Here is a 26,603-nt window from a genome sequence, read left to right as displayed (position 1 = left end):
CGAGATTTGTCGAAATATGAACGAGCGGGCAGTATGATCATCGCGCATGGCATCGACCTGGTCGATATCGCGCACACCACGCGCCTGCTCACTGATCCGACTGATCAATTGCTGACCAGATGCTTCACGGCGCGGGAGCAGGAAGATGTTGGAGCTGGAACTGATCGCGCCGCGCGCTTGTCGGGACGGCTCGCCGTCAAGGAAGCCGTGATGAAAGCACTTGGCACGGGCTTCTCGGCTGGAGTCGGCTTCCTCAGCATTGAGGTCGTGACGCTGCCGTCAGGCGCACCAACCGTCGTCCTCCACGGCGCGGCAGAACAGCGTGCCGAAATGCTCGGCATCTCCTCATGGCTTGTCAGTACCAGCCATGAGGGTGACATGGCGATGGCCAGCGTTATCGGCTTTACTGATCAGGCCGCACCTAGGTAGGTAATGGACCGCGCGTTGAGATCGACCGAAATATCGCCGCCGTTGTTGAGGAGTACCTGCCGCCAAACCGCGAACCCTTCAAGGATCGCGCGCTCCCAATCGGCGGCGGTGGCTCCGCTGACTTCTAAATGGGAAGTCATGCTTTGGATCGTACGCAACAACCCGTAGTCGATCTCGGTGACGCCTTCCAGAAAACTGTGCACTCGCGCATAGTCGAACGCCAACGCAGACACGCCCTCTTCGATAATACGAGCGCGGCCGCCATCTTCCACCTCGTCCAGCAATGGCCGGCTTTTGCGCTTGCGCTTCAGGAATGCCCGCAGATTCGGAGACCAGCCGAGAACCGCCGCGTAAGCCAGATGAAACACGTCGTGGAAGCGATAGCCATCAGGATCATAGGCGTTATCGCCTAGTAGAGATCCAATGCCCTCGCCGTTGATGGTCATCCGGACTTTCGGCCGCGACCCAGAAGAGCCAGGCTCTTCGGCCAACCGCACGAGCAGATGGCGCGGCAGCCGCTCGAGATCGGGAAACTCGGAATCACGCTCTGGCGCCTGTGCACTCATTGGCGCAAAGCGCGCCCGTACCTTATCAAGGTTCTTCTCGGCGATCTGATCGAGGTCGAGCCCGAACTTGCTCGCGACATTCGCGATATACCATAGAAGGTCGCCCAACTCCTCGCCGACACGGTCCTTGAACAAGCGGTGCGCAGCGCCGTCGCGGAGGTGTTTCTTATACTCGCCGAGCAGCTGTCCGGTCTCGCCAGCTAACCCAAGCATTGGCACAATCAGGGCAGCGGCTGACTCGTCGTCGCTTGTTCCCGGCACCTGATCAGTCTGCAGCGCCTGTGCCTGATACGTCTTGAGGTCCATTGATATGCTCCCGACCTAAGCGCTTTCTGGAGCGTTAGTGCCAGGTCGAGATACCTCAAAGGCTTCGTTCGGCACCGCACCGGCGGCAATGCGATCATTGATACCCCATTTTGGCGGATACCAGAATTGTATGGGACGCGCCTGCGCGACAAACTTCTGCTTGATGCGCGTGCGGCCTGTCAGACCCGCAGCTTCGGGATGAGCTACCCGGGCATATTTATCGACTTCGCAGAACAGGTTCTGACAGTCGATGAGCTGCAATGGCCGCCCCCAGAGCGAAGGGAATTCCAAACCCAGCCGCGCACATTCTTGCTCCTGCCGGTCAACCATCAACCGGATCAGCTCAGCATCGCTCAGGCCGCCCGTATCGGCGAAACATTTACGCAGACCATCGCGCGCGCCCGGCCCCGGGATTACGAAATCCATTTCGGAGAAGTTCGTCACCTCGCTGTAGTTGACGTCGGTGACGAACTGATAGGCGAGAAAATCCCCGATTGTCGGGTAGGCGCGCAACAGCTCGAAACCCTTTTGCATGGTGCGCGCCGACGCTAGTTTCTCCGGCAGCGCCTGGGCCATCATCATTTCAAGGAGCTTGAGGTGATTTTGATGCTTGGCTTTGTACCCGAATGCGGAGCCACCCGGCGGCATGATATACGCGGCCGAATAAACCCGGTGCCCCAGGGCCATAGCCCGGGTCAGGACCGCATCATATTGGTCGAACCGATAGTCTGCGAAGCTGATTGGACCGAGCGTTTTTTCGAGCCTCTCCCAAGTATCGATCTTGTTGAAAAGTTTAAAGAGCAGGATGCGGAAAACAACCTCATCGATCGCATCCGGCAGATCGTCACGGTAGATCACATTGCGGATTAGATACTGGCTGACCCGGTCGGACGCCCGATAGGCATTGGTGAATTTATAGACGGCCATCACCGGGTTTTCAGTCCATGGCCAGGGGCTGCCTAGAGCACGACGGTAGAATACCCGCTGCCGTTCGGCCGCGAAGCGCCAGTAACTGTCATAGACGGCAGTCGTCTTGGCTGGCGCAAGATGGTTGGAAACGATTACCGGCGCTACGGGTGCAGTCGCGGCGGGATAGTCGAACTGAAGGGTTCGCGACGTCGCAGTGGGAATCTTAGCAGGGCGGCCGCGCTTGCGACCGCTCGCGGTACCGATCTTTGTCACAGCGCGTCAGGCCGGCTGTGGGGCGAGTTGGAGTGGCGGCGACTGCCGCTGCGCTGCCCCAACGGGCGGCGCCACACATGCGCGGGCCGCCTCGATCAAGGGTTTCATCGCGCTGTCCGTCTTGCTGATCCGCTCCAGCTTCGCGACACCGATCGTCACGTTGAGACGCGCGAGCGGAATACCCATTTCATGGGCCATGAAGGCAGCAAGCTGGGCGAGCCCGAGGTAGTTGCCATAGGCTTTATCGAACAACTGCTGCGTAGCGTAGAAGGCATTTGTGACCAGGCCTGCCTTGGTCGGCACGAAGCTCACATGCTGAAGGCAGGGGAAACCGAGCTGGGCAGTCGCGCTATGATCGCGGGCGGGATCGAAGGTGGTCGCCTGCCACATAGACCGGCGTACGCCCGAACGGCTTTCATACCGACTCAAAATCCACTCCAACTGATTCCCCTCGCACGGGCCGCGACCGTACATCATCAGCCGTTCGAAATAGAGACCCTTGCCATTAGCTTTGGGATTCTGAGCGCGATAGAAGGGAAAGGCCATTTTGTAGAATTCGAACAGCTTGGCGCGATCGCCCTGCGCCATCGTCCAGAGCCTGTGGGGGAAGATGGTATACGCAACGTCCTCGACGTCGCGCTTCTTCTTCTTGGCTAAAAGGGCATCGAGCGTGGCGCGGACCTTGGGGTCTTCCGGGATGTTGTACCCCTCCTCGAAACCGTCGATCGTGAGGACAAGCGGAGCGATCTCATTCCCCGGGTGCTCAAGTATGTGAAGCAGCGTCTTGGAATAGGCTTCGGACACGCTCTTAGCCGCGATCATCAGCGGCTCGGGGTTGTCCGATCGGACTGCTTTAGTCATCGTCTTCATCCTCCAAATGGCGGAACTCAGCGCGCCCGACGTAGGCGGTGCGCGCAACCCGCGCGAAAGCGGCCCAGTCCGTGCCCGGGCGGTCAATGCGGACCAGCCCCGGATGCTTCGCTTCGAACAAGCGCCCACCAACCAGATCGGCGACCGGAGCGACGGCATCGCCGTGCGCAACCGTGCCGGGAGGAAGCAGCACCAGATGCCCAACCTCCGCGTCAATCGCGTGGCCACCCCAAGCCTCGTCCGCGACGATGAGCGGGTTCAGCGTCAACGATCCCAGAATATGAGCGCGAACCGCCCGCGGCGTAAATTTGCGCAGCGCATCCGCGCGCGCATGGCTGATCATCGCCTCGCCCCAGAGAAGGTGAGTGACCAGCGTCGAGTAGCCGATCCCGAACTGGCAGGCGATGCGATAGATTTCGATCGGGGTCGCGGTTTCCGGCTTGAGCCCGCGGATAGCGAAGGCGTTGCGCAGGCCCAGGGTCGGCATCAGCGCATAGGCGGCGAACGTGTCGGCGCTATATTCTTCGGGAACATCCCACGGGCGCTGCAGCTGGTTTTCGCGCAACTCGTCGATCGACGATCCATGACCGAGCAAATGGTGGCCAAGCTCATGCGCGCAATTGTAGGCGCGGCGGGGCAGTGGGCGCTTGCTGGAGAGATGGATGCGCGAGGGCGAGCCGCGCTGATACATCCCCTCCATATTGATGTCGTTGAAGGTCACGCGAACCCCATGCGCCTCTGCAATCGAATAGATGCAGACCGGGCTGACCAGGTCCTTGCCGGCCTTCAGCCGCGCGGTAATCGCTGCCTTCATGGCCTTGTCTGCCAAGGCACGGCGGTTGTACATCATCGTCTTAGCAAGCGCTTTCATGGGTTAGGCTCCCTTTCGTCATCGTCAGACTTCATTGCTGCGATGAGCTTCAGGAGACGGTCGAGGTCATCGGGCTTGAGTTTGCTTAGTTCGCGGGCAGCCAGCTGAAGCTTGGGATCGTCAGTCGCGGCACGTTCGGGCGCGTCGCCGAGCAGCCAAGACAACTTGGTGTCATAAAGATTAGAGAGCTTTGCGAGTTCGTCGGCGGTGATCCGGCGATTTCCGGCCTCCATTTCCGAAATGGTTGGGCGGTGCATGTTCATCAGTTTCGCGACCTGCCCCTGAGAGAGGCCGGCCGCTTCACGCGCAGCGCGAAGGCGTGTTGGAATCGTTGCTGTCTTATCTGAGGGGGCGTCGCTCATTCCGCATCGGCCTCTTCGGCTTCCTGAGCTTCCTGAGCTTCGAGGATCTTGAGAACGAGCGCGACGGTCTGGTTAATCGCGAGCGGCACCTTCGTATCGTCATCGACAAAGATATTGGCTTCGCACGGAATGGACTTGCCAAGCGCGATACCGAGCATGCCAGCGGCGACGGGCCACACCTTGCTTGTGAATTTCGGCAGAGCCTCGGCAGGCTTCGTACCTCCATCTATAGCAGGACAGTCTTCGCCACTCAGTGACTGCACGGCCTGCAGCACCTCGATCAGCTTAGCTTTGATCAAATTAGCGTCCATCGCGACTCTCCATCTCTTACGGGTAGTAAGATATTCTTACCAACCGCTATGTCAAGACCTGTACCGCCCAGCGAGACGCGCTATGAACGCGTATGGAAGAGCTTACGTCCATCCTTGAGCAAGCAACCGCGGGTATCGCTCCCGACTATTTCTATCTGAACCTCGATGGCGGCGATCCGATTTACCGCGAGCGCGTCTATTGCTATGAACTCTATCACCAGATGCGTATGCGTTGGCCGGCGCAAACACCGTTTTACCTTAACGGAGAGGTCGACAAGGCTCGGCACCCGAAAATGATCGAGTTGCGCGATCGGTTTCCCAAGCCCGATCTCCTCGTGCATCGACCTGGCTATATGGCCGGCAACTTCGCTGTGATTGAGGTCAAGTGCGAACGCGCCGGCAAAGCAGGCATCATCAAAGATCTCGAAACGCTGTCATTCTTCGTCAACGAATTCGGCTATCAACGCGCGATCTACTTGATCTATGGCGACGCCGCGTTGTCTACCCTGGCGCAAATCCAGGAGGTCGCCCAGGACATGGAAGGTCTCGGTCCGATTGAATATTGGGCGCACGAAGCTCCCCAGTCGGCCGCTGTTTTCCTCTAGACTTAATCCCTCGCTTACGGCCCAGTACCCGAAGTCATCCGCTCGAGCTGCAGGTCGGAGCTGGCGACAACGTCAGCTTCCGCGATGTTGCAATGGTGTTGCGGAAAGGCGGGGATGGCGCTCAGCATAGTCGACCAATCCGCCCTATCTCTTGACAACTCACACGTGTTCCTGCTATGTTCCACATGGAACTAGCTCCGCTACATACCCTCCCACCCCCAATCATTAAGTTCGTTTCTGTGTTTTTTTCGTTTTTACCCCCCAAAAGGCTCTTCGATCCAAACATTGACCCGACCCCCTCGCCTTTCTAGCAACTTTTTTTCACACCCCGCCGCACGGAGAGGGTATCGCGCCGCATGACCGATCGCTTCTTCTCGATCCACGCGCAGGGCCTGGTCCGCGTCGCGGCGGCCACACCGGCGGCGAGCGCGGGCGATGTCGCCGCCAATGCCGCTTCGATCCTCGATCTCGCGCGCCAGGGCGATGCCGCGGGTGCCGATCTCATCGTCTATCCCGAACTGTGCCTGTCCTCCTACGCGATCGACGATCTCCATCTGCAGGAGGCTTTGCTCGACCGGGTCGAGGCGGAGCTGGCCGCGCTGATCGCGGCGAGCGCGCAGCTCAAGTCCGTTCTGCTGGTCGGCGCGGCGCTCCGCCGCAACGGCCGGCTCTACAATACGGCGGTGGTGATCGCGCGCGGCGCGGTGCTGGGCGTGGTGCCCAAAAGCTACCTCCCCAATTACCGCGAATATTATGAGAAGCGCTGGTTCGCGCCGGGCGTCGGCCTCGCCGGCCTCGATATCGTCGTCGCCGGACAGAATGTGCCGTTCGGGCCGGACCTGATCTTCGCCGCCAGCGATCTTGCCGACTTCATCTTCCACGTCGAGATTTGCGAGGATTATTGGGCGCCGATCCCGCCCTCCTCGCTCGGCGCGCTCGCCGGCGCGCTGATCCTGACCAACCTGTCCGCCTCCAACATCGTCGTCGGCAAGGAGCGCGAGCGCGATCTCTACGGCGCGTCGCAATCGGCGCGCGCGACCGCGGCCTATGTCTATTCCGCCTCCGGGCCGGGCGAGAGCACGACCGATCTCGCCTGGGATGGCCAGGCGATGATCCACGAGCTCGGCTATCAGCTCGCCCGCTCCGGCCGGTTCGATCATGAGGCCGAGCTGATCTACGCCGACATCGACGTCGCCCGCATCCGCCAGCAGCGCATGCGCTTCGGCACGTTCAACGACAGCGCACGCGCCTTCGGCGATCCCGAACAGCGCTTCCGCCGCATCGCCTTCGAACATCAGGGCGCCTTCGCCGACATCGGCCTGAAGCGCGTCGTGCCCCGCTTCCCGTTCGTGCCCGCCGATCCCGACCGGCTGGACGAGGATTGCTACGAAGCCTTCAACATTCAGGTCGAGGGCCTCGCCCGCCGCATGGAGGCGACCGGCGGCAGCAATCTCGTGATCGGCATTTCCGGCGGGCTCGATTCCACCCATGCCCTGATCGTCGCCGCCAAGGCGTGTGACCGCATCGGTCGGCCGCGCTCCTCCATCCTCGGCTTCACCATGCCCGGCTTCGCCACCGGCGAGACGACCAAAGGCAATGCCTGGGCACTGATGAACGCGCTCGGCATCACCGGCGCGGAGATCGATATCCGCCCCGCCGCGACGCAGATGCTCAAGGACATGGATCATCCGTTCGGGCGCGGCGAACCGGTCTATGACGTGACGTTCGAAAATGTGCAGGCGGGCCTGCGCACCGATTATCTGTTCCGCCTCGCCAATCAGCGCGACGGCTTCGTCGTCGGCACCGGCGACCTGTCCGAACTGGCGCTGGGCTGGTGCACCTATGGCGTCGGCGATCAGATGAGCCATTATGCCGTCAATGCTGGCGTGCCCAAGACGCTGATCCAGTTCCTCATCCGCTGGGCGGTCAAATCGAGCCAGTTCGACGCCGAGACCGACCGCATCCTCACCGATATCCTCGGCACGGAGATCTCGCCGGAGCTGGTGCCGGCCGATGCGTCCGGCGCGATCCAGAGCACGCAGTCGAAGATCGGCCCCTACGAGCTGCACGATTTCTTCCTTCATTACACCGTCCGCCACGGCCTCGCGCCGACCAAGATCGCCTTCCTCGCCTGGCATGCCTGGAAGGATGCGGATGCGGGCGAATGGCCGCTCGATTTCCCCGCGGAGGGCCGCAACAGCTACGATCTCGACGCGATCCGCAAGTGGCTCGAAATCTTCCTGTTCCGCTTCTTTCAGATCAGCCAGTTCAAGCGCTCGGCCATCCCCAACGGGCCCAAGGTCTCGGCCGCCGCCAGCCTGTCGCCGCGCGGCGATTGGCGGGCGCCGTCGGACGGGGTCGCCAACCTCTGGCTCGACGAATTGCGAGGGAAGTGAGAACTTTCCGCGCTTTACGCGTTGAACGCTCCGATCGGCGCAGCCCCCACGCGCCTTTGCAATGGAGCAATGTCATGGCCACGACCCCGACCGCAAGCCGAGCCCGCACCACTTCCGCCAAGCGTTCCGCCAATGCCCGGGCCGAAGCCCGCGACGAGGACGGCCGTTTCGAGAAGGAAGCCTCGGCCAAGACCGGCTCCGCCAAGCGCCCCGCGCGCAAGTCGCCGGCGCGCAATGACTCCGGCGCCAGCACCGGCCAGATGCTCGCCGCCGGCGCGGCCGGCCTCGCGGTCGGGCTTGCCGCCAATGTCGCCCGCAAGCTCGCCGTCCAGTCGCCGACCTACTTCGCCGGCGAATGGGACCAGGCGCTCAAGGCCGAGCATGAGCTGACGCTCAAGGTGTTCGACGCGATCGAGGCGACGACCGAGAAGAACACCACCAAGCGCAGCACCCTGCTGATGAACCTCAAGCATATGCTGGCCAAGCATGCGCTGGAGGAGGAGAACACCATCTATCCGGCGATGCGCGATGCCGGCGAGGCCGAGGCCGCCGATCATCTCAACAACGATCACGGCTATGTGAAGCAGTATCTCTACGATCTGACGGTCATGCCCAAGGATTCGCTCGGCTGGATCGCCAAGGTCCGCCAGTTCCGCGCCGATATCGAGAAGCATATGCGCGAGGAGGAGACGAGCCTCTTCCCGATGCTGAAGGCCAAGCTCAGCCCCGAGAAGAACAAGGAGCTGACCGCGGCGATGAACAAGGAAGGCCTCAAGATCGCCTGACTCGGCCCGGCCCCGGTATCCGCCGGGGCCGCCGACCCTGAGCGACGGGTTACGGTGGGAGCTCCGTTAAAGCGGCATTGTTCGCAAGCGGAGCTCCCATGACCCGATCCCTCCTCGCCCTCTCCCTGGCGGGCCTCGCCACCGCCGCCGTCGCCCAGGCACCCCCGGCCTCCGGCACCTTCGACGACTTCGCAGCCAGGGCGCGCGGCCGCATGATGATGCTCGACGCCGATCATGACGGCCGCATCAGCCAGGCGGAGTTCGCCGCCCGCGCCGAGCAGATGGCCGGCGCCCGCCACGGCGGAGGCGCCGACGTCGATGCCGACGCCGCTCCCGCCAGGCGGCGCGACCCATCGCGCATGTTCACGCGGCTCGACGCCAACAAGGATGGCTATCTCGACCCGTCCGAGATCGACGCGATGATCGCCAAGCGCTTCGCCCGCCGCGACGCCAATCACGACGGGACGCTGACGGCGGACGAGCGACACGCTATGCGGGGCACGACCGCGCCGCAGCAATGACCGCGCCGGTGCGATGACGGGCGGAGGCATAGCGATTGAGCCTGGACGATCCCGACGGAGAATTGGTCCGCCGGGTTGGCGAGGGCGACGCGCATGCGATCGAAACATTGGTCGCGCGCAAACTACCCCGCATGACCGCCCTCGCGATGCGGTTGCTGAACGATCGCGGCGAGGCCGAGGACGTCGTCCAGGAGGTGTTCGTACGCGTCTGGCGCAGCGCAGGCGCCTGGCGCCCGGGCGCGGCCAAATTCGACACCTGGATGCATCGCGTCGCGCTCAACCTCTGTACCGATCGCCTGCGCAAGCGGCGCGAGATACCATTGCCCCCGCATTGGGACACGGCGGATCCCAGCCCCAATGCCGATGCCGCGCTCGACGCACAGGCGCAAAGCGATGCCCTGGGACAGGCACTCGCCGCGCTCGCTCCGCGCCAGCGCGAGGCGATCGTGCTGACCTATTATCAGGAGCTCCCCAATCGCGACGCCGCCGCCTTGATGGGCATCGGCATCGACGCTCTGGAGAGCCTGCTGGCGCGCGGGCGGCGCGCGCTCAAGGCGAGGCTGGAGCAAGCCGATGACTGACCGGATGGAGTTTGCCCGCTTCGAAGCGCTGGTAGCCGCATATGGCGCAACGCCGAGCCGCTGGCCTGAGGGGGAGCGCGACGCCGCCGAGGCGCTCGCGAGAAGCGATCCGCGCGCCGCCGCCCTGCTCGCCGAAGCCGACGGCCTCGACACACTCCTGTTCGCTCACCGGGTCGCCGAACCGTCGCGCACGCTGCGGGCAATGGTCTTGGAGGGTGCGCCTACCCGCGGTCCGTTTATCAGGCGCATACGCCTGTGGTGGAGCGGCCCCGCCTTCGCGCTGGCGGCTGCGGCCGGCATCGTTGCGGGATCCGCAGCCGCCGCCGTGCTCGAACCCGTGGTACATGGCGAGGCCTTCGAGCATCCCCATGACGATCTACCCGGCTACGACGATCCTTCGGAGGAGATTGCGCAATGAAGCGCTGGCCCACCATCTTGCTGATCGTCAGCCTGTTCGTGAACATCTTCCTGTTCGGCGCCATCGCCGGCAGCGTCTGGCATTGGACGCATGGCCCGGGGTTCACCCCACGCGGCGGCTGGCGCGCGCGCGCGGCGCAAGCCCTGCCCGAACGCGACGGCGATGCATTGCGCGCTGCAATCCGTGACACCGTGCGAAACGCATCGTCGGCGGTGCAGGCGGGCCGCGCGGCGCGGGCCGAAGCCGCACACCTGTTCGTGCAGCCCGCCTATGATGCCAACGCCATCGCCGCGCAGCTCGATCGCGCCCGGACAGCCGACATGGCGCTGCGGGCAAGTCTCGAGAATCGTGTCGTTCAATTCGCCGGCACCTTGCCGCAAAGCGAACGGCAGAAACTGGCGGAAGCGCTCAAGACCGGGCCGTTGCGGCAGCCGCGGCACCGATAGCGACAGCTTTCCTGCTGCCGCGCGTTGAAGAGTGGCACGACGGAGTTTTGGTATGTCGCTCAGCAATCTCCAGGCGCAGGCGATCGCCCTCAATCGCTTCGGGCTGGGCGTTCGCCCGGACGACGCGCCGCCGGCCAACCCCAAGAAATGGCTGCTCGATCAGTTCGACCGCTTCGAAGTCAAACCCGCCGCCTTCGCCGCTCTGCCTCCGCCCGGTAGTCTCGCCCGCGCGTACTTTCAGGAGGTGGGCGAGCTTATCAAGAAAATGGGCGCGGCGGCTGCGCCTGCAATGCCCGCACCGACGCCCCCGCCCGCAATGCCGCCGGCTCCACCTCCCGTTGCGATGGCTGACGACATGCGGGCCAAGCTGCAGCGGCAGGAACGCCGGCAAGCGCTCAACGTCGAGGTGCGCGATACCTACCGCCTTGCGGTCAATGCCCGCATGCGAAATGCGCTCACGACGGACGCACCATTCGCCGAGCGGCTGGCGAGCTTCTGGTCCAATCATTTCGCGCTGTCGGTCGAAAAGCCGCAAGTCGGCATCTACGCTGCCGATTTCGAACTGACCGCGATCCGCCCCCACATCCTGGGCCGGTTCGAGGATATGTTGATCGCCGTCGAGCAGCATCCGGCGATGCTCTATTATCTCGATCAGTTTCGCTCGGTCGGGCCGAACAGCCCGTTCGGCGCCCGCGCGGCGCTGCGGCAACCCAACCGGAAAACGGGCCTCAACGAAAATCTCGCGCGTGAGATCATGGAGCTACATACGCTGGGAGTCCGTACCGGCTACAGCCAGGCCGACGTGACGGAGTTCGCCCGCGCGATGACCGGCTGGAGCGTCGGCGGACTTGGCCCGATGGCGGCGCAGGATAATGTCGAACTCGGCGCCTTCATGTTTCGTTCCGGCATTCACGAGCCGGGCAGCCGCGCCATCATCGGCAAGACTTACGCGCAAAGCGGCGAGGCGCAGGCGCGCGCGGTATTGCACGATCTTGCCACCTCGCCAGCCACCGCGCGGCACATCTCGACCAAACTGGCGCGCCACTTCGTCGCCGATGACCCGCCGCCGGCCCTGATCGATCGAATGAGCCGCGCTTTTGTGTCCAGCCGCGGCGGTCTGCCCGCGGTCTATCGCGTCCTGATCGATGCGCCCGAGGCATGGACGCCCGGTGCGCGGAAATTCAAGACGCCGTGGGATTGGACGGTGTCTTCGCTACGCGCGCTGGGCCGGCGGGATCTGGGCAAGATGGACGCGTCATCGATGCTCAATCAGCTCGGTCAGCCGATATGGAAGCCAGGCTCGCCTGCCGGCTATGACGATCTGTCGGCCAGCTGGGCCGCGCCGGACGCACTCATGCGTCGCGTCGAGCTGGCGCAGCGCTTCGCCGCGGCCGCAGGCGGGCAGGTCGATGCGCGCGATCTTGCCCCCAGGCTGCTGCCGGGACAGGTCACGCCTGCGACTGCCGCCGCCTTGGCCCAGGCGGAAAGCGGCCCGACCGCGCTCGCCTTGCTGCTCGTCAGCCCTGAATTCCAGCGGAGATGACCATGATCCTCCCCCGTCGCCAATTCCTGCGCTTCGCCGCCGCGGGCGCCGGCGCGATCCTCGTCAGCCCGCACATCGCTTTCGCGAACGTGCCGGGTGACCGGCGCTTCATCTTCATTATCCAGCGTGGTGCCGCCGACGGTCTCAACACCGTCATTCCCTATGGCGACGCGGCTTATGCGGGGCTGCGGCGCGAACTCGCGATCGACCCGGCAAGCGCCATCAAGCTCGACGGCCACTTCGCGCTCAACCCGGCGATGGTCGAGACGGGCAAGATGTTTGCCCGCGGTCAGGCCTTGTTCGTGCACGCCACCGCCTCGCCCTACCGCGACCGCTCGCATTTCGACGGCCAGAATGTGCTCGAGACCGGCGGCACCACCCCCTATGCCCAGCGCGACGGCTGGATGAACCGACTCGTTAGCCTGTTGCCGCAAACCAAGGACGAGGCGATCGCCTTCGCGTCGACCGTACCACCGGCGCTCCGCGGTCCTGCGGAGGTCACCTCGTTCGCACCGTCCGCCTTACCCCAGCCGACCGACGACCTGCTTGCCCGCGTCGGGCGCATGTATCAGGCCGACGCGCAGCTCCACGGCATGTGGGACGCAGCCTTATCCGCGCGTGGCATGGCCGGAACCGAGAATCGCGGGCAGAAGCCCGAAGATCTGGGCAAACTGGCTGCGACCTTTCTTTCGAAGCCCGACGGCCCCCGCATTGCCATGCTCGAAACGGGGGGGTGGGATACCCATACCGGCCAGCAATATCGTCTGACCGCGCAGTTGACGGCGCTCGACACGATGCTTGCCGCCATGCGCGACAGCCTTGGCCCGATCTGGGACCAGACCGTGGTGCTGGTGGCGACCGAGTTCGGCCGCACGGCCGCCGTCAACGGCACCGGTGGTACCGATCATGGTACGGCCTCGGTCGCAATGCTGTTCGGCGGCGCCGTCAAAGGCGGACGGATATTGGCCGATTGGCCGGGTCTCGCGCAAAACGCCCTCTACGAGGAGCGTGACCTCAAGCCGACCATCGGACTCGACTCCGTAATAGCGGCCGCCGCGGCGGAAAGTTTCGGGCTCGATCCCGCGCGCGCTGCCCGAACCTTGTTTCCGGCCGGCTCGGGCGAGAGCCGTATCGAGGGTTTGGTCCACAGCTAAGCCGCTTGACGATTACGGATGTAGTCATATAGGACTACGCCTGTAATCGGAGAATCACGTGGCAGAACGAATCAGCGAAGGCGAGCAAGCGGTGATGGAGGTGCTGTGGGCCGAGGCCCCGCTCACCGCCACCGAAGTTGCCGAACGCATTCCGGACGCGCGCGGATGGAGCGAACGCACCGTCAAGACGATGTTGGGACGTCTGCTCACCAAAGGGGCACTGGTCCACGAGGAGGACGGCCGCCGCTACCTGTATCGGCCGGCCGTCGAGCGCGCGGATTATGCAGTGCGTGAAACCCGTCGACTGGCCGACCGGCTGTTTGGCGGACGTGCCGCGCCGCTGGTCGCGCATCTCGCCGCGGGAGACGGCCTGACCGCTCAGGACATTGCCGAACTCGAGGCTCTACTGAAGGATCTGAAGGCATGATCGGCTGGACGATTGAGGCGCTCGCGGCCTCGACCCTATTAATGCTGGTGGTTCTCGCGTTACGCGGTCCCGTTGCCGCGCGCTTCGGCGCGCATGCCGCTTACCTGCTTTGGCTGCTGCCCGCGTTGCGCATGATCCTGCCGCGCATGCCCCAGGCCGCCGAACCAGTGCGGGCGGTGCCGATCCATTTCGATATATCCAAGCTGGTGGCGGCGGCCACCGCCCCGCCGCCCGCCGCCGCAACCCTCGCCGGGGCGGCCGCGCAGCCGGGCGTCAATTGGCTGACGGTCGCGCTGGTCGTCTGGTTCGGCGGGGCGGCCGTCTACCTCGCCTGGCAGCTTGGCCGACATCATCGCTTCATGAGCATCGCGCTGGAAAATGCCGCGCCGGGCTTTCGTCGCGGCAGCATCAAGGTCCGGCTGAGCCCGGTCGTCTCCGGTCCGCTCGCCGCCGGCATCTTCCACCGCCACATCCTGCTGCCCCAGGATTTCGAACATCGATATAACGGCGCGGAGCAGCAGCTGGCGCTGGAACATGAGCTCGCCCACCATCGCCGTGGCGATCTTATCGCCAACAGCGCGGCCCTGGTGATGCTCGCGCTGCACTGGTTCAATCCGATCGCGCATCTCGCCTATCGCGCGTTCCGCGCCGATCAGGAGCTTGCCTGCGACGCGACGGTCCTCGGGGCGGCGCCTGACGCGCGGTCTGATTATGGCCGAGCCCTGATCAAGTCGGCGCGCGCCGGAATGCCTGCAGGCGCCTGCGCGCTGGGGCCGGCAACCCAGCTCAAGAGGAGAATGAAAATGATCGCCCATTCCACGCGTAGCCGGGCGCTCCGCATCGCTGGTGCCAGCCTGGCTGTCATTCTGGTCGGCGTAGGCTTGGGTCTTACCGCATCCGGCAGCATCGCTGCACCAAGTAAAGTCGCACCGGTCTCGGTCCGCCCGCTGTTCCAGGCCCAAGCGAGCTCGCCAGCACAGGGAATCGTTGTCGCCGACCGTACTGCGCGCGTCGTCGCCAATCCGGCCTATCGCGATGCGGACGACGATCTGGCGGCGCCCGTTGCCCCCGTCGCTCCTGTTGCGCCCGTAGCTCCGGTTGCGCCGCAGGCCCCGCTGGCGCCGCTCGCACCTTTGGCGCCGGTGCCGCCCGTCCCGCCTTCGCCAATGTCAGCGGCGCAGATCAGGCAGATTACAGAGACGGCGCGTCAGGCGTCCGAAGAGGCACGCCGAGCGGTCGCCAATATCGATGTTGCCGCGATCACGCGCGAAGCCATGGCCCAGGCGCGGGCCGAACTGGCCCGTGAATGCACGCATGCGCGGCCCGGTCCGGCGAACGAGACCGACAATGAGGCGATCAGCCGTCTCGCCGCAGGCTGTGTCGATATGGCCGAGATTAACCGCGAGGTGCAGGACGCACTACGCGAAGCGGCCGATGAGATCCGTGACGCCCAGGATCTCTCGAACGCAGATCGGGCTCGCGCACTGGCTGCGATCCAGCGGGCCCGGTCCGAATCTGCCCGCCGCACCAACCGCTAGGAATAATCGCGGGCAATTCGACCGGCCGTGCCGGATAGGGTTGCCCGCCCCCGCCTCGCGCCGCTATCAGCGGGTCACCGATGGCCGCCACCAAACCCGCCGTAACCTTGCTCGCGCCGTTCACGGCCGTCGGCCGCGCCGTCATTGCCATGTTTGCGGCGATCGGGCGGGTAGCCATGTTTGCCGGCCGCACGATCGCGCGTGCGGCATTGCCGCCTTATTATCCCGCGCGCTTTCTTGAGCAGCTGGCCCATATCGGCTGGTTCTCACTGCCGGTAGTCGGATTGACCGCGATCTTCACCGGAGCCGCTCTCGCGCAGCAAATATATACTGCCGGATCGCGTTTCTCCGCCCAGTCTACGGTACCTGCCGTTGTCGTGATCGGGATGGTGCGCGAACTCGGGCCGGTGCTGGTCGGCCTGATGGTCGCCGGTCGCGTTTCCTCGGCGATGGCTGCCGAGATCGGAACGATGCGCGTCACCGAGCAGTTGGATGCGCTGACGACGTTACGCACTGATAGCTATCGTTATCTGATCGCGCCGCGCCTGATCGCGGCCGTAGTCGCCTTGCCGCTGATGGTGCTTGCCGCCAATGCGATCGGCATCTTCGGCGGCTGGCTGCTCGCCGTGCAAAAGCTTCATTTCAATTCGTCCGGTTACCTCGCGGTGACCCGCAAATATATGAGCTTCGACGATTTCCAGATGGCCATGGTCAAGGCTGGCGTCTTCGGCTTCTTCATCGCGCTGATGGGCTGCTATCACGGCTATCGCACGATCGGTGGCGCAGCCGGGGTTGGCAATGCGACGCGCAATGCTGTCGTCAGCGCCTTCATGCTGATCCTCGGGTCCAATTTCCTGATTACCGCGATGGTATTCGGCTGATGCCCGACGCCAAGATATTGCTGGACAATGTCACTAAGCAATTCGGCGGGAACGTCGTGCTGGATGGCGTGAACCTCGCGATCGAGCCCGGAGAGAGCCTCGCCATCATCGGCCAGTCGGGCAGCGGCAAGTCGGTTACGCTGAAATGTATCCTCGGCCTGCTCGCGCCGGACAGCGGCTCGATCAAGGTGGACGGTAACGAGGTCGTCGGATTACGCGGCGCCGCGCTCGATAAGATGCGCGCCAAGTTCGGCATGCTGTTTCAGGGCTCGGCCTTGTTCGATTCGCTGCCGATCTGGCGCAACGTCACCTTCGGCCTGACCCAGGGCCGCGCGGTCAATGGCGCGAGGATGCGGGCCATTGCGCAGGAGAATCTAGAGCGGGTCGGATTGGACGCCAGGGTTCTCAACCTGCGCCCGAGCGAATTGTCGGGCGGCATGCAGAAGCGTGTCGCGCTGGCGCGTGCAATCGCGCCGCGGCCGGAAATCATCTTCTTCGACGAGCCAACCACCGGCCTCGATCCGATCCGCGCCGACGTCATCAACGATCTGATCGTAAGCCTGGTCGACGATCTCGGCGTGACCGCGTTGACGATCACCCACGACATGGCCTCCGCCCGCAAGATCGCGCACCGGGTTGCCATGCTGTACCAGGGCAAGATCGTGTGGGTGGGGCCACGAGACCGTCTGTATGACAGCGGCAACCCCTATGTGGATCAGTTCGTGCAGGGACGCGCGGAAGGCCCGATCCAGTAAGCATCGATCACAGAGACTGAGAAGCTCGGTTTCTTCGATGACGAACCGGCCGCTAGGCGGCCTTTGACAGTTCCGGAGTAATCTATGATCGGCCGTGCAATCCCCGACGTCACTTTGAAGACGCGCGTCCGCGATGAAAGCGTGGATGGCCCCAATCCATTTCGCTGGCAGGACGCCAGACGGGTGAGATGTTCGGTCGCGGCCGGGTAGTGGTGTTCGCACTGCCGGGCGCCTTCACCCCGACCTGCTCGACCGAGCAATGCCCCGCTTTCGAGCGCGAATATGACAATCTGCGCGCTGCGGGTGCCGACGAGGTTTATTGTCTGTCGGTCAACGATGCGTTCGTGATGTTCCAGTGGGGCAAGAATCTGGGCCTCGAGAAGGTAAAGCTCGTGCCCGACGGCTCGGGCGCCTTCACGCGCCGGATGGGCATGCTGGTCAAGAAGGATCATCTCGGTTTCGGTCAACGATCGTGGCGCTACGCCATGGTCGTGGACGACGGCCTAATCTCCGCCTGGTTCGAAGAGCCCGGCATCAATGATGAGGGCACCGACGAAAACCCTTATGGCGAGAGCGCGCCCGACAAGGTGCTGGCCTGGCTGGAAGCAAAGCCGCGCTGAGCGGCGGCTTTCCGATCCCAAGGTGAGAATGTAAGAGCGGGCCATGCTCCGCTCGATCCGCTTCGCCGCCGCCCTCAGCCTGATCGTTGCCGCCCCCGCGGCCGCCCAGGAACGCCCGCTGCCTTATTGGGCGTCGATTTCGGCCGGCCAGGCGCTGATGCGGACCGGGCCCGACCGCTCCTACCCTGCCCTATGGCTCTACAAGCGCCGCGATCTGCCGATCCGGGTGGTGCAGGTGATGGGGCCGTGGCGGCGTGTGCAGGAACAAGACGGCAGTGCCGGCTGGATGCTGGCCAGCCTGCTCGCCGCGCGGCGCACGGCCGTGGTCATCGGCAGCTTGCGCCCGATCCGTGCCGAGCCAAGCGCCGGCGCGCCCTTGCTGTGGCAAGCGGAGCCGGGCGTGGTCGGCCGCATCTCCAAATGCGATGGCCAATATTGCCGCATTCAAATCGGCGAGAAGACCGGCTTCATCGAGCAGGCGGCGCTTTGGGGCCTCGACCCCAACGAACGCCTTCCCTGACATGAAAAGCCCCGCCGCTCCGGGGAGCGGCGGGGCCATCATTCACGCTCAGGCGTCGATTAGAAGCTGAAGCGCAAACCAACACGGATCGCATAGAGCGACTGTCGGGTATAGACCGTGTCGGTCGGCACCACGAACTGGCCGTTCGAAGTTTGCGCCGGCGAGTAACGATACTGAGCACAAGTCTGCGCAGTCGACGTAACCTGCTGCGCAGCGCTTGGTGCCGTGCCGGTGGCTACCGGCGTGGTGAGGCACTGAACGTTAACGAGCGCGATATTATACGGGAACGTATATTCGCGGATCTGACCCCACTTCTTGTTGATGAGGTTGGTGACGTTCTCGATGTCCGCGAAAGCTTCCAAGCGCGAGTGCATGAAGCCGGTCGGAATCTGCTGCGCGAGATGCAGATCGAACTTCGTGAACCACTTCGAGTTGAAGGCATTGCGCGGTGCGACCGTGCCCTGATACTTCTTCAGCTTGGAGCCGGAGATCAAGGCTTCGACCGCCTGCTGGGTTGCCGCGGAGTCGTAGGACACCTTCGTGTCACCACCAACCGTCGGCACGTAGAGCAGGAAGCGTGAACCCGTGCCGGTCGTGCCAAAAACCGCCCCGCGGCCGGTAGCGCGATCGAACATCGTATAGCTGTAGGGGTGGCCGATACGGGTTTCACCGAACAGCGCGAACGTCGTCTTGTAGTCACCGAAGAAGGCATGATCGTAGGTCAGGTTGTATTTGATGTTGTACTTAACCTGATCGTTAGAAATGCCGTACGAGACGTTGTTGCCGTCGTAGAAGGCACCGTTGGTGTAGTTCGAGCCTGCCGTAGACGAGGTGGCAGGCGCCTGATCCTTCACGTCCGCATAAGCGAAGCTGAAATAGGCACCCAGGCCGAAGTCCCAATCCTTCTGCACATGTGCGACCGCGATGTAACTGCGACCCTTCTTCGTGTTGGTCAGCAGGATGTCGGTGCCGGTGTCCGCGTTGTTGCCAGTGATGTTGCGGTAGCGTTGGCGCCCATCCGGCGTGAGCGAACCTGCGATCGGCACCGAGCGCAGATCGGTGAAATACACCTGATTACGAACATCCGAATAGAACAGATCGCCGCCAATTTCCCAATTGTCGCCAAGCCCGCCCAGATCCAGCTGATAGGCGGCCGACAAAGTCGCGCGCAATTGCGACGGGATCTTGAAATTGTGCGCCAAAGCGTTGGTCGTCGAAGTCGCCGACACCGTGCCGCTCGCCAGATAATTGTTGACCGCGGTCGGGATTGAGGTGCCGGTAACGTTCGTCAGAGCAGCAGCACCGGTGCCGGCCGGAAGCGCACCGGCGGTGCCACCGTAAGTGCCGTTGTTATTCTGCGTAATCGTGACCTGGTTGGTCAGTACGCCGGTATTGGAGAAGCTGTTCGACACATAGACGTCGGGCGTGCCGCCGGCGAAGATACCGGCACCACCGCGGACGCTGAAGCGATGCGACGGCTTGAAGTCGAAGCCGAAGCGCGGCTGGAACACGCCGCGGCCGTTGATGAATTCGTTGTTGTTGAAGCCATATTTGGCAACGAAGCTGCGGTTCAAGGCGGCTTCGCTGTGGCCGCCGTAGAGATCGTAGCGCCAGCCATAACTCACGTTGAGGATGTCGCTGATCCGCCACGTGTCCATCATACCAAACGTATATTGCTGGTAGCCGAACTTGGCGGCGGCATCGTCCGGATTGAGCGACGGCACGGCGTTGCCATATTGCAGCCGCTGCGAATTGCCGGCCTGGAAGTCGGCGATCGAGTCGAAATAATAATAGCCAGCAGAATATTGCAGGAATGAGTTAAATATCTTGGTGGTGGTATAATCGACGAAAGCACGGATGTCGTGATTGCCCGTCGTCAGGCGCGCCTGAACCGTACCGCCCCAGGTCTTGCTCGTCAGTGCATTGGTCTGGCGGGAGATATCCGGACCGAAGGAGACGATGGCATTGCCGGTGGCGCAGTTGGTCGCTTCCGTGCTGGCGGTCTGGTTGGTGGCGGTGAAGCGATCCGAGGTAGGGGCATCGCAAACGCGGAACTGCGCGAACCCGCGGCCCAGAATGGGATCCTGCAGGCGCTTATAATCCTTGTAGAAGCCACGAACTTCGGTCGAGAATTCGTCGGTCCACTGCGAGTTCAGCTGCGCCACGCCGGTGTGCAGCCGGTTGCCCTGGATATAACCGTTGGACTCCAGCCCCAAGCCCGGGGGGGCCGTGGTGAAGGTGTTCTGACCGAGGTTGATCTGATCCTTCGTGTAATTGTACGTCAGCGACAGGCGCTGCGTTTCGGACAGATTGGCGTCGATCTTCGCGACCAAACGATCGTCGCGATCGTTCGAGTTGTTGAGGATGCCGCCCGTGTCATAGTTATATTTGCTCTTCGCGATCGCGGAGATCTGATCGACCTGCGCCTGGGTCAGACCAGGAATGGCGGTACCGGCATTGTTGTCGGTAGGACCTTCGGCGATCGGCGTGCCGGCGCGGACGCGCTCGGCCGCAACCATGAAGAACAACTTGTCCTTGATGATCGGGCCAGAAACTTCGGCGCCATAATTCTTGAAGGTGAAGTTCGGCAGTGTGACCTTCAGGTCCTTGGTCTTCTTGCCGGTCAGCTCGTCGCTCGAAAAGCTGTAGAAGCCCGTGCCCTGGAAATCGTTGGTGCCGGAACGCAGCACGATGTTGATCGCACCGCCCTGGAAATTGCCTTCGCGCACGTCGAACGGCGCAACCTTCGCCTGGAACTGGCCGATCGCGTCGAGCGGGATCGGGGAACGGCGGCTGGGAAGGCCATCGGTGTTGAGACCGAAATTGTCGGTGATCGGCACGCCGTCCACCGAGAATTTGTTATAGCGTGCATTCTGACCCGCAAAGGAAATCGCGCGGCCACCGGACGGCGTATCATCGAGACGCGCGAAGGGATCGCGGCGAGCAAGATCGCGAATGTCGCGGTTGATCGTGGCGATGTTCTGGATGTCGCGTGTGTTGAGCACGGTAGCGGGACCCTGCGAAACCGAGCGGGCACTCGGCAGCCGGGTCGCGGTGATCACGACTTCCTGCTCTGAACCGGCGAGCTCGACCGAAAGTTCGAATGCCTGGGCCGCAATCGTTTCAACGTCGGTGACCTGATAGCTCGGATAACCCGACGCAGTGACGGTCACCGAGTAAGGGCCTCCCGCGCGAAGACCAGAAGCCTGAAACTGGCCGGCTGCGTCCGTGGTGGTGACCGCACGGGTGCCGGACGGCACGTGCAGGATCGTCACCGTCGCATTTGCGACAGGCGCGCCCTGCGCCGTGACGTTGCCGCGAATGCTGGACGTCGTTTCCTGCGCATGGACCGCGCTGGTGGCGAGCGCCGCGAGAGCGCAGCCTGCAAGCAGTTTCTTCATGATATTGCCCCTATTAAAGCGTGTTGCAGGCGCCTTGTGCGCCCTACATGACAGCTCGATGACTCTTTCCGCGAGCAACCCCTGTCGCGGCCTGCGGTAACGATTACACAGCCCTTTTTCGCACCGCAACATGAGTCCCGCGGCGCAGCGAAAAGCGGCGCGCTGTTGCAGCATTGCCGCACTCGTTTAATCGTTTCGGGAACAGGAAGCGAAGCGCACGGTTCGTTGCGCCATGGTACTGATCGCGAGCTACAACATCCGAAAGGCGATCGCCGCCGACCGCCGCCGCCGCCCCGAACGCATCATCGAAATCTTGGGTGAGATCGGCGCGGACATCGTGCTGCTGCAGGAGGCGGACCGTCGCTTCGGCGACCGCCAGAGCGCGCTGCCGCCGCACATGCTGGCGGAGCATAGCATCTACCGCCCCGTGCCTTACGAAATGCGCCCGGGCAGCATCGGCTGGCACGGCAATGCGGTACTGATCGGACCGGGGGTGGAAATCTTGCGCCACCAGCCCCTGCACCTGCCCACGTTGGAGCCGCGCGGCGCGGTTCTGGCGGACGTAAAGGTCGACGGCCAGGCCCTACGCCTTGTCGGCATGCATCTCGACCTGTCCGGCCTGTGGCGGCGCAAGCAGGCGCGCGCCATCCTATCCGAGCTCGACCATCAGCATGATCAGCTGCCGCTCGTCATGGCCGGCGATCTGAATGAATGGCGCAACAGCGGCTGTATCCGGGACTTCTGCCAGCATCATAGGATCGTACCGCTCGGCCCCAGCTTTCACGCGCGGCAGCCGGTCGGCAAGCTCGACCGGATGTTCGTGAGCAACGGCATCAAGGTTGTCGAATCGGGGGTGCACAATTCGCTGCTGGCTCGCAACGCCTCCGATCATCTCCCGGTCTGGGCACGGATTCGGATCGGATGATGGGGTTCGTCCGATTCCGCTTCCTTTCCCGTTCCCGCCGCACCATCTTGGCATCGTGAGATTCGAAAGGACCGCATGAGCCGCAAGCCTGTTCCCGCCCAGGCCGGCGATCGCGCCCGCCTCGAAATCCTGTTCGATCGACCGCAGCTGCTCGGCCGCCTGTTCGGCGAATATGATCAGAATCTGGTGGCGATCGAGAACCGCCTCGGAGTCTATGTCAGCGCGCGTGGCAACAAGGTGCAGATCGAGGGCGAGGCGGAAGCCGCCGCCCGCGCTCGCGAGGTGCTGACCGGGCTCTACAATCGCATCGTCAAAGGCGACGATATCGATTCGGGCATGGTCGAGGCGGTGATCAGCATGTCGGCCGAGCCGGTGCTCGACGGGATCATCCGTCAGGATGTGACCGAACCGCCGACGATCATGATCCGCACGCGCAAGAAGACGATCGTGCCGCGCTCGGCCACCCAGACGCGCTATATGCATGCGCTGGCGTCATCGGACGTGATCTTCGCGCTGGGGCCGGCGGGCACCGGCAAGACCTATGTCGCGGTCGCTCAGGCGGTGCAGATGCTGATCCAGGGCCAGGTCACGCGCCTGATTCTGTCCCGGCCCGCGGTGGAGGCCGGCGAGCGGCTGGGCTTCCTGCCGGGGGATATGAAGGAGAAGGTCGATCCCTATCTCCGCCCGCTTTACGATGCGCTTTATGACATGCTGCCGGCCGAACAGGTCGAACGCCGCATCGCCAGCGGAGAGATTGAGATCGCACCGATCGCATTCATGCGTGGCCGTACGCTCGCCGACGCCTTCATCATTCTCGACGAGGCGCAGAACACCACGCCCGCGCAGATGAAGATGTTTCTCACCCGCTTCGGCCAGAACAGCCGCATGGTGGTGTGCGGCGATCCGCGCCAGATCGACCTTCCCGACATCGGCAAGTCCGGGCTGGCCGACGCGGTCGGCCGGCTTGAAGGTGTCGATGGCATTGCAACGATCCGCTTCAGTTCGGCCGACGTGGTACGCCACCCGATCGTCGGACGGATTGTCGAAGCGTATGAAGGCGAAGGCGCCTAAGGGCGAGCCATGATTCAGGTGGAAACCGCGATTGAGGCGCCGTGGCCGGCGGGCAGCTGGGATGCGCTTGCCGAGCGCGCGGTGCGCGCGGCGGTTAGTGCCAGCGCGCATGGCGACATCGCGACGATGACAACCATCGTGGAAGTGTCGGTGCGCTATACGTCCGACGACGAGGTGCAGCTTCTTAATCGCACCTATCGGCAGAAGGACAAGTCGACCAACGTCCTGTCTTTCCCGATGGTGCAGGCCGATCTGCTGGATGCGCTCAATCCCGGCGATGACGATGGCGAGACGCTGCTTGGCGATATCGTGCTGGCGCATGGTGTCACCGTGCGCGAGGCGGCGGAAAAAGATGTGGCGCTCGAAGCGCACGCCACGCATCTCATTGTCCACGGCACGCTGCATTTGCTAGGCTATGACCATGAACAGGGTGAGGCCGAGGCAGAGGCCATGGAAGAGATTGAGCGCGCTGCCCTTGCGACGCTCGGCATCGACGATCCTTATGCCATCCGCGAGGATTGAGGCCGGCAATGCCTGAAGACAATGACGGCGGACGATTGTGGACCGGGCTGCGTAGCCTGATTTTTGGACGGGACAGCGAAACGACGCTGCGCGACCAGATAGAGGAAGCGATCGAGGAGCATGAGGACGACGCGCCAACCAAGGGCGACCTGTCCAGCGCCGAGCGGCAGATGCTGCGCAACCTGCTCGATTTCGGCGACCGCACCGCAGGTGACGCGGGCGTCCCGCGCGCCGACATAATCGCCGTTCCGGAAACGATCAGCTTCGGCGATCTCGTCGCCGCCTTTGCCGACGCCGGGCACAGCCGGCTGCCGGTCTACCGCGACAGTTTGGACGAAGTGATCGGCATGATCCACATCAAGGACGTGTTCGCGATCCTGGCGCGTAACGAGACGCCACCGGACGACATTGCCGCCCTGATCCGTCAGCCGCGTTACGTGCCCGAGTCGATGGGGGTGCTCGACCTGCTGGCGGAAATGCGCGCAACGCGGACCCATCTCGCGATCGTGCTCGACGAATATTCCGGCACCGAAGGCCTCGTCACGATCGAGGACATCGTCGAGGAGATCGTCGGCGAGATCGAAGACGAGCATGACGAGGCCGCCGAAGCATCCCTGGTGCCGATGGACGACGGCATCTGGCTCGCCGATGCCCGCGCGGAGCTGGAGGAGCTAGCCGAACTGGTCGACCCTCGCCTTGGCGAGGTCGAGGAAGATATCGACACGCTCGGCGGCCTTGCCACCGTCCTGGCTGGACACGTGCCCCAGGCGGGCGAAACCGTGCTTCACCCGAGCGGTTGGCGGCTGGAAGTGACCGAGGCCGATCCGCGCCGCGTGACGCGCCTGCGCCTTCACCCGCCGCTGGAGCCAGCCCCGGTCGAGTGATCCCGCTTTTCTCCCGACCGGGAGTTGATTAGGGTTCGTCCATGATCAAACGCGTGTTCATCGGCGTGATCGCCGTGCTGGTCCTGATGGTCCTGATCGGCGGCGCGGTCATCGTCATGTCGGGCTACCGACAGCGCGCGCAACTCGATATCGCGGCAGTCCAGGGCACCCGTCCCCAGATCGGCAAGCCGCACACGGGCATCTTCCCGCTGGTAAAGGTCGCCAAGTCGGTGGGCTGGAAGCAGGGCGAGAGCCCAACGCCCGCTGCTGGCCTGAAGGTTCAGCCATTTGCGACCGGCCTCGACCACCCACGGTGGCTGCTGGTCGTGCCCAATGGGGACGTGCTGGTCGCCGAAACCAATGCTCCGCCCAAACCGGATGATACCGCCGGGGTGAAGGGTTGGATCCAGACGATCGTTATGAGCCGGGCAGGAGCCGGCGGGAAAAGTCCCAACCGTATCACCCTGTTGCGCGATACCGACGGCGATGGCGTAGCGGACCAGCGATCCGTCCTGCTGTCGGGCCTGAACTCCCCGTTCGGCATGGCGCTGGTGGGCGACACGCTTTACGTGGCCGATACGGACGCGCTGCTGCGCTTCCCGTTCAAAGTCGGCGAAACGCGCATCACCGCCAAGGCGCAGAAGGTGGTGGATCTGCCCGGTGGCACGATCAACCATCACTGGACGAAGAATGTCATCGCCAGTCCGGATGGCACGAAGCTCTACGTCACGGTCGGCTCCAACTCCAATGTCGGCGAGCGCGGCATGGCCGTCGAGGAAGGCCGCGCGGCGATCTGGGAAGTCGACGCGAAGAGCGGAAGCCATCGCATCTACGCCTACGGCATCCGCAATCCGAATGGCCTTGGCTGGGAGCCCGCCACCCACACTTTATGGACGGTCGTGAATGAGCGCGACGAGCTCGGCTCGGACCTCGTGCCCGACTATCTCACCAGCGTGCAGTTTGGCGGTTTCTACGGCTGGCCCTGGTTCTATTGGGGCACTTATCCCGATAATCGGCCAAAGGACCCGGCGCCTGACCTGATCGAGGACACCTCGATCCAGCCCGATTACGCGCTGGGCCCGCACACGGCATCGCTCGGCCTCGCTTTCGCGGCGGGTGAGACGCTCGGCCCGGCTTACGCCGCGGGCGCCTTCATCGGCCAGCACGGCTCGTGGAATCGCAACCCGCCGTCCGGTTATAAGGTCGTGTTCGTGAGGTTCGCGAACGGCAAACCGGTCGGCAAGCCGGTTGATGTCCTGACCGGTTTTCTGGATAGCCAGGGCCGCGCACGCGGCCGTCCGGTCGGTGTGGCGATCGACAAAAGCGGCGGCCTGCTGGTTGCCGATGACGTCGGCGGGGCCGTCTGGCGCGTAGGAGCACGCTAATGTCCGTACCGGTTACGATCGATGTTCCTCACAAGCTCGGCCGCGATGGCGCTCGCGCCCGGTTGAAGTCGCGCATAGGGGAACTTGGCGGCCACATGCCGGGCGGCATGGGCGAGGTGAACCATTCTTGGCCGAGCGAGAATGAGATGGCGCTCGAGATCAAGGTGATGGGGCAAACCATCCCTGCCCGGCTCGAGGTTCTCGACAGCGTGGTTCGGGTTCACGTCTCCCTGCCGGCGATGCTCGCTTATTTCTCCGGCATGATCAGCGCAGCCGTGCGCGATCAGGGCGCGAAGCTGCTCGAGGACAAGAGCAACTGACACCGCGT

At 63.6% G+C, this 26,603-nt stretch carries 28 protein-coding genes and 1 pseudogene; 22 read left to right on the top strand and 7 right to left on the bottom strand.

Annotation, left to right across the window (positions count from 1 at the left end):
* The first annotated feature begins 33 nt into the window (after positions 1–33).
* Entirely contained in the window at positions 34–429 is a 396-nt protein-coding gene (acpS, locus tag DX905_RS13095) for a holo-ACP synthase (RefSeq protein ID WP_116091742.1), read from the top strand.
* Here acpS and DX905_RS13090 read toward each other — a convergent pair.
* From DX905_RS13090 to DX905_RS13065, 6 genes are read right to left on the bottom strand one after another with little or no spacing between them, the layout of a single operon-like run.
* Positions 411–1,301, bottom strand: a complete 891-nt coding sequence (locus tag DX905_RS13090) for a nucleoside triphosphate pyrophosphohydrolase family protein (protein ID WP_116091741.1) — start codon at positions 1,299–1,301, stop codon at positions 411–413. The two genes, acpS and DX905_RS13090, sit on opposite strands and share 19 nt — an antisense overlap.
* A gap of 15 nt (positions 1,302–1,316) precedes the next feature.
* Positions 1,317–2,483, bottom strand: coding sequence for a nucleotide kinase domain-containing protein (locus tag DX905_RS13085; RefSeq protein WP_116091740.1), 1,167 nt, complete (start codon positions 2,481–2,483; stop codon positions 1,317–1,319).
* 6 nt (positions 2,484–2,489) lie between these two features.
* Complete coding sequence (locus DX905_RS13080) at positions 2,490–3,287, bottom strand: thymidylate synthase family protein (RefSeq protein ID WP_240320844.1); 798 nt, start codon at positions 3,285–3,287, stop codon at positions 2,490–2,492.
* Positions 3,288–3,336: 49 nt separating this feature from the next.
* Entirely contained in the window at positions 3,337–4,224 is an 888-nt protein-coding gene (locus DX905_RS13075; protein WP_116091739.1) for an ImmA/IrrE family metallo-endopeptidase, read from the bottom strand.
* Entirely contained in the window at positions 4,221–4,586 is a 366-nt protein-coding gene (locus tag DX905_RS13070) for a helix-turn-helix domain-containing protein (RefSeq protein WP_116091738.1), read from the bottom strand. Before DX905_RS13070 ends, DX905_RS13075 begins: the two co-directional genes overlap by 4 nt.
* Entirely contained in the window at positions 4,583–4,897 is a 315-nt protein-coding gene (locus tag DX905_RS13065; protein WP_116091737.1) for a hypothetical protein, read from the bottom strand. The genes DX905_RS13070 and DX905_RS13065 overlap by 4 nt, the downstream gene beginning before the upstream one ends.
* A 92-nt stretch (positions 4,898–4,989) precedes the next feature.
* Here DX905_RS13065 and DX905_RS13060 point away from each other — a divergent pair, with 92 nt between their 5' ends.
* The 15 genes and pseudogenes from DX905_RS13060 to DX905_RS12990 all read left to right on the top strand — a co-directional run bounded on the left by DX905_RS13060 (position 4,990) and on the right by DX905_RS12990 (position 18,087).
* Entirely contained in the window at positions 4,990–5,502 is a 513-nt protein-coding gene (locus tag DX905_RS13060; RefSeq protein WP_116091736.1) for a methionyl-tRNA formyltransferase-like protein, read from the top strand.
* A 356-nt stretch (positions 5,503–5,858) separates the two neighbouring features.
* Positions 5,859–7,898, top strand: coding sequence for an NAD(+) synthase (locus DX905_RS13055; protein WP_116091735.1), 2,040 nt, complete (start codon positions 5,859–5,861; stop codon positions 7,896–7,898).
* Positions 7,899–7,972: 74 nt separating this feature from the next.
* Entirely contained in the window at positions 7,973–8,683 is a 711-nt protein-coding gene (locus DX905_RS13050) for a hemerythrin domain-containing protein (RefSeq protein ID WP_116091734.1), read from the top strand.
* 98 nt (positions 8,684–8,781) lie between these two features.
* On the top strand, positions 8,782–9,204 hold the full coding sequence (locus tag DX905_RS13045; RefSeq protein WP_116091733.1) for an EF-hand domain-containing protein: 423 nt from the start codon (positions 8,782–8,784) through the stop codon (positions 9,202–9,204).
* Positions 9,205–9,239: 35 nt separating this feature from the next.
* Entirely contained in the window at positions 9,240–9,785 is a 546-nt protein-coding gene (locus tag DX905_RS13040) for an RNA polymerase sigma factor (RefSeq protein ID WP_116091732.1), read from the top strand.
* Positions 9,778–10,203, top strand: coding sequence for a hypothetical protein (locus DX905_RS13035; RefSeq protein ID WP_162875611.1), 426 nt, complete (start codon positions 9,778–9,780; stop codon positions 10,201–10,203). Before DX905_RS13040 ends, DX905_RS13035 begins: the two co-directional genes overlap by 8 nt.
* On the top strand, positions 10,200–10,649 hold the full coding sequence (locus tag DX905_RS13030; protein ID WP_116091730.1) for a periplasmic heavy metal sensor: 450 nt from the start codon (positions 10,200–10,202) through the stop codon (positions 10,647–10,649). The genes DX905_RS13035 and DX905_RS13030 overlap by 4 nt, the downstream gene beginning before the upstream one ends.
* A 52-nt stretch (positions 10,650–10,701) precedes the next feature.
* A complete protein-coding gene (locus DX905_RS13025) occupies positions 10,702–12,192 on the top strand; it encodes a DUF1800 domain-containing protein (protein ID WP_116091729.1) in 1,491 nt (496 codons plus the stop codon).
* Between the two features lie 2 nt (positions 12,193–12,194).
* The gene (locus tag DX905_RS13020) at positions 12,195–13,346 is read left to right on the top strand and encodes a DUF1501 domain-containing protein (protein ID WP_116091728.1); all 1,152 of its coding nucleotides are present in this window, start codon (positions 12,195–12,197) and stop codon (positions 13,344–13,346) included.
* 58 nt (positions 13,347–13,404) lie between these two features.
* On the top strand, positions 13,405–13,773 hold the full coding sequence (locus DX905_RS13015; protein ID WP_116091727.1) for a BlaI/MecI/CopY family transcriptional regulator: 369 nt from the start codon (positions 13,405–13,407) through the stop codon (positions 13,771–13,773).
* Positions 13,770–15,311: a M56 family metallopeptidase gene (locus DX905_RS13010; protein WP_116091726.1), complete on the top strand. Its 1,542-nt coding sequence runs from the start codon at positions 13,770–13,772 to the stop codon at positions 15,309–15,311. Before DX905_RS13015 ends, DX905_RS13010 begins: the two co-directional genes overlap by 4 nt.
* Before the next feature lie 80 nt (positions 15,312–15,391).
* Positions 15,392–16,192, top strand: coding sequence for an MlaE family ABC transporter permease (locus DX905_RS13005; RefSeq protein ID WP_116091725.1), 801 nt, complete (start codon positions 15,392–15,394; stop codon positions 16,190–16,192).
* On the top strand, positions 16,192–16,947 hold the full coding sequence (locus tag DX905_RS13000; RefSeq protein WP_162875610.1) for an ABC transporter ATP-binding protein: 756 nt from the start codon (positions 16,192–16,194) through the stop codon (positions 16,945–16,947). The genes DX905_RS13005 and DX905_RS13000 overlap by 1 nt, the downstream gene beginning before the upstream one ends.
* 84 nt (positions 16,948–17,031) lie before the next feature.
* Positions 17,032–17,567: pseudogene (locus tag DX905_RS12995) on the top strand (redoxin family protein).
* A gap of 43 nt (positions 17,568–17,610) precedes the next feature.
* Positions 17,611–18,087 carry an SH3 domain-containing protein gene (locus DX905_RS12990; protein WP_116091723.1) on the top strand — a complete coding sequence of 159 codons (477 nt, stop codon included), beginning with the start codon at positions 17,611–17,613 and terminating at the stop codon, positions 18,085–18,087.
* A gap of 59 nt (positions 18,088–18,146) precedes the next feature.
* Here the strand turns inward: DX905_RS12990 and DX905_RS12985 are convergent, their stop codons facing one another.
* Positions 18,147–21,488 (bottom strand): TonB-dependent receptor, encoded by a 3,342-nt coding sequence (locus tag DX905_RS12985; RefSeq protein ID WP_116091722.1) that lies wholly within the window; start codon positions 21,486–21,488, stop codon positions 18,147–18,149.
* Between the two features lie 232 nt (positions 21,489–21,720).
* Between DX905_RS12985 and DX905_RS12980 the strand changes: the two genes are divergently transcribed.
* The 6 genes from DX905_RS12980 (at position 21,721) to DX905_RS12955 (ending at position 26,595) form a co-directional block, all read left to right on the top strand.
* On the top strand, positions 21,721–22,413 hold the full coding sequence (locus DX905_RS12980; RefSeq protein WP_116091721.1) for an endonuclease/exonuclease/phosphatase family protein: 693 nt from the start codon (positions 21,721–21,723) through the stop codon (positions 22,411–22,413).
* Positions 22,414–22,488: 75 nt separating this feature from the next.
* Positions 22,489–23,484 (top strand): PhoH family protein, encoded by a 996-nt coding sequence (locus tag DX905_RS12975; protein ID WP_116091720.1) that lies wholly within the window; start codon positions 22,489–22,491, stop codon positions 23,482–23,484.
* Positions 23,485–23,493: 9 nt separating this feature from the next.
* Positions 23,494–24,006 (top strand): rRNA maturation RNase YbeY, encoded by a 513-nt coding sequence (ybeY, locus tag DX905_RS12970; RefSeq protein WP_116091719.1) that lies wholly within the window; start codon positions 23,494–23,496, stop codon positions 24,004–24,006.
* Between the two features lie 8 nt (positions 24,007–24,014).
* The gene (locus tag DX905_RS12965; RefSeq protein ID WP_116091718.1) at positions 24,015–24,890 is read left to right on the top strand and encodes a hemolysin family protein; all 876 of its coding nucleotides are present in this window, start codon (positions 24,015–24,017) and stop codon (positions 24,888–24,890) included.
* A gap of 41 nt (positions 24,891–24,931) precedes the next feature.
* Positions 24,932–26,275, top strand: a complete 1,344-nt coding sequence (locus DX905_RS12960) for a PQQ-dependent sugar dehydrogenase (protein ID WP_205412255.1) — start codon at positions 24,932–24,934, stop codon at positions 26,273–26,275.
* A complete protein-coding gene (locus DX905_RS12955) occupies positions 26,275–26,595 on the top strand; it encodes a polyhydroxyalkanoic acid system family protein (protein ID WP_116091717.1) in 321 nt (106 codons plus the stop codon). Before DX905_RS12960 ends, DX905_RS12955 begins: the two co-directional genes overlap by 1 nt.
* Positions 26,596–26,603 lie beyond the last annotated feature (8 nt).

This window comes from Sphingomonas crusticola (assembly GCF_003391115.1).
Lineage (GTDB): Bacteria > Pseudomonadota > Alphaproteobacteria > Sphingomonadales > Sphingomonadaceae > Sphingomonas_I > Sphingomonas_I crusticola.
The sequence above is the reverse complement of the archived record's forward strand: the minus strand, read 5'-3'. Positions and strand labels throughout refer to the sequence as shown.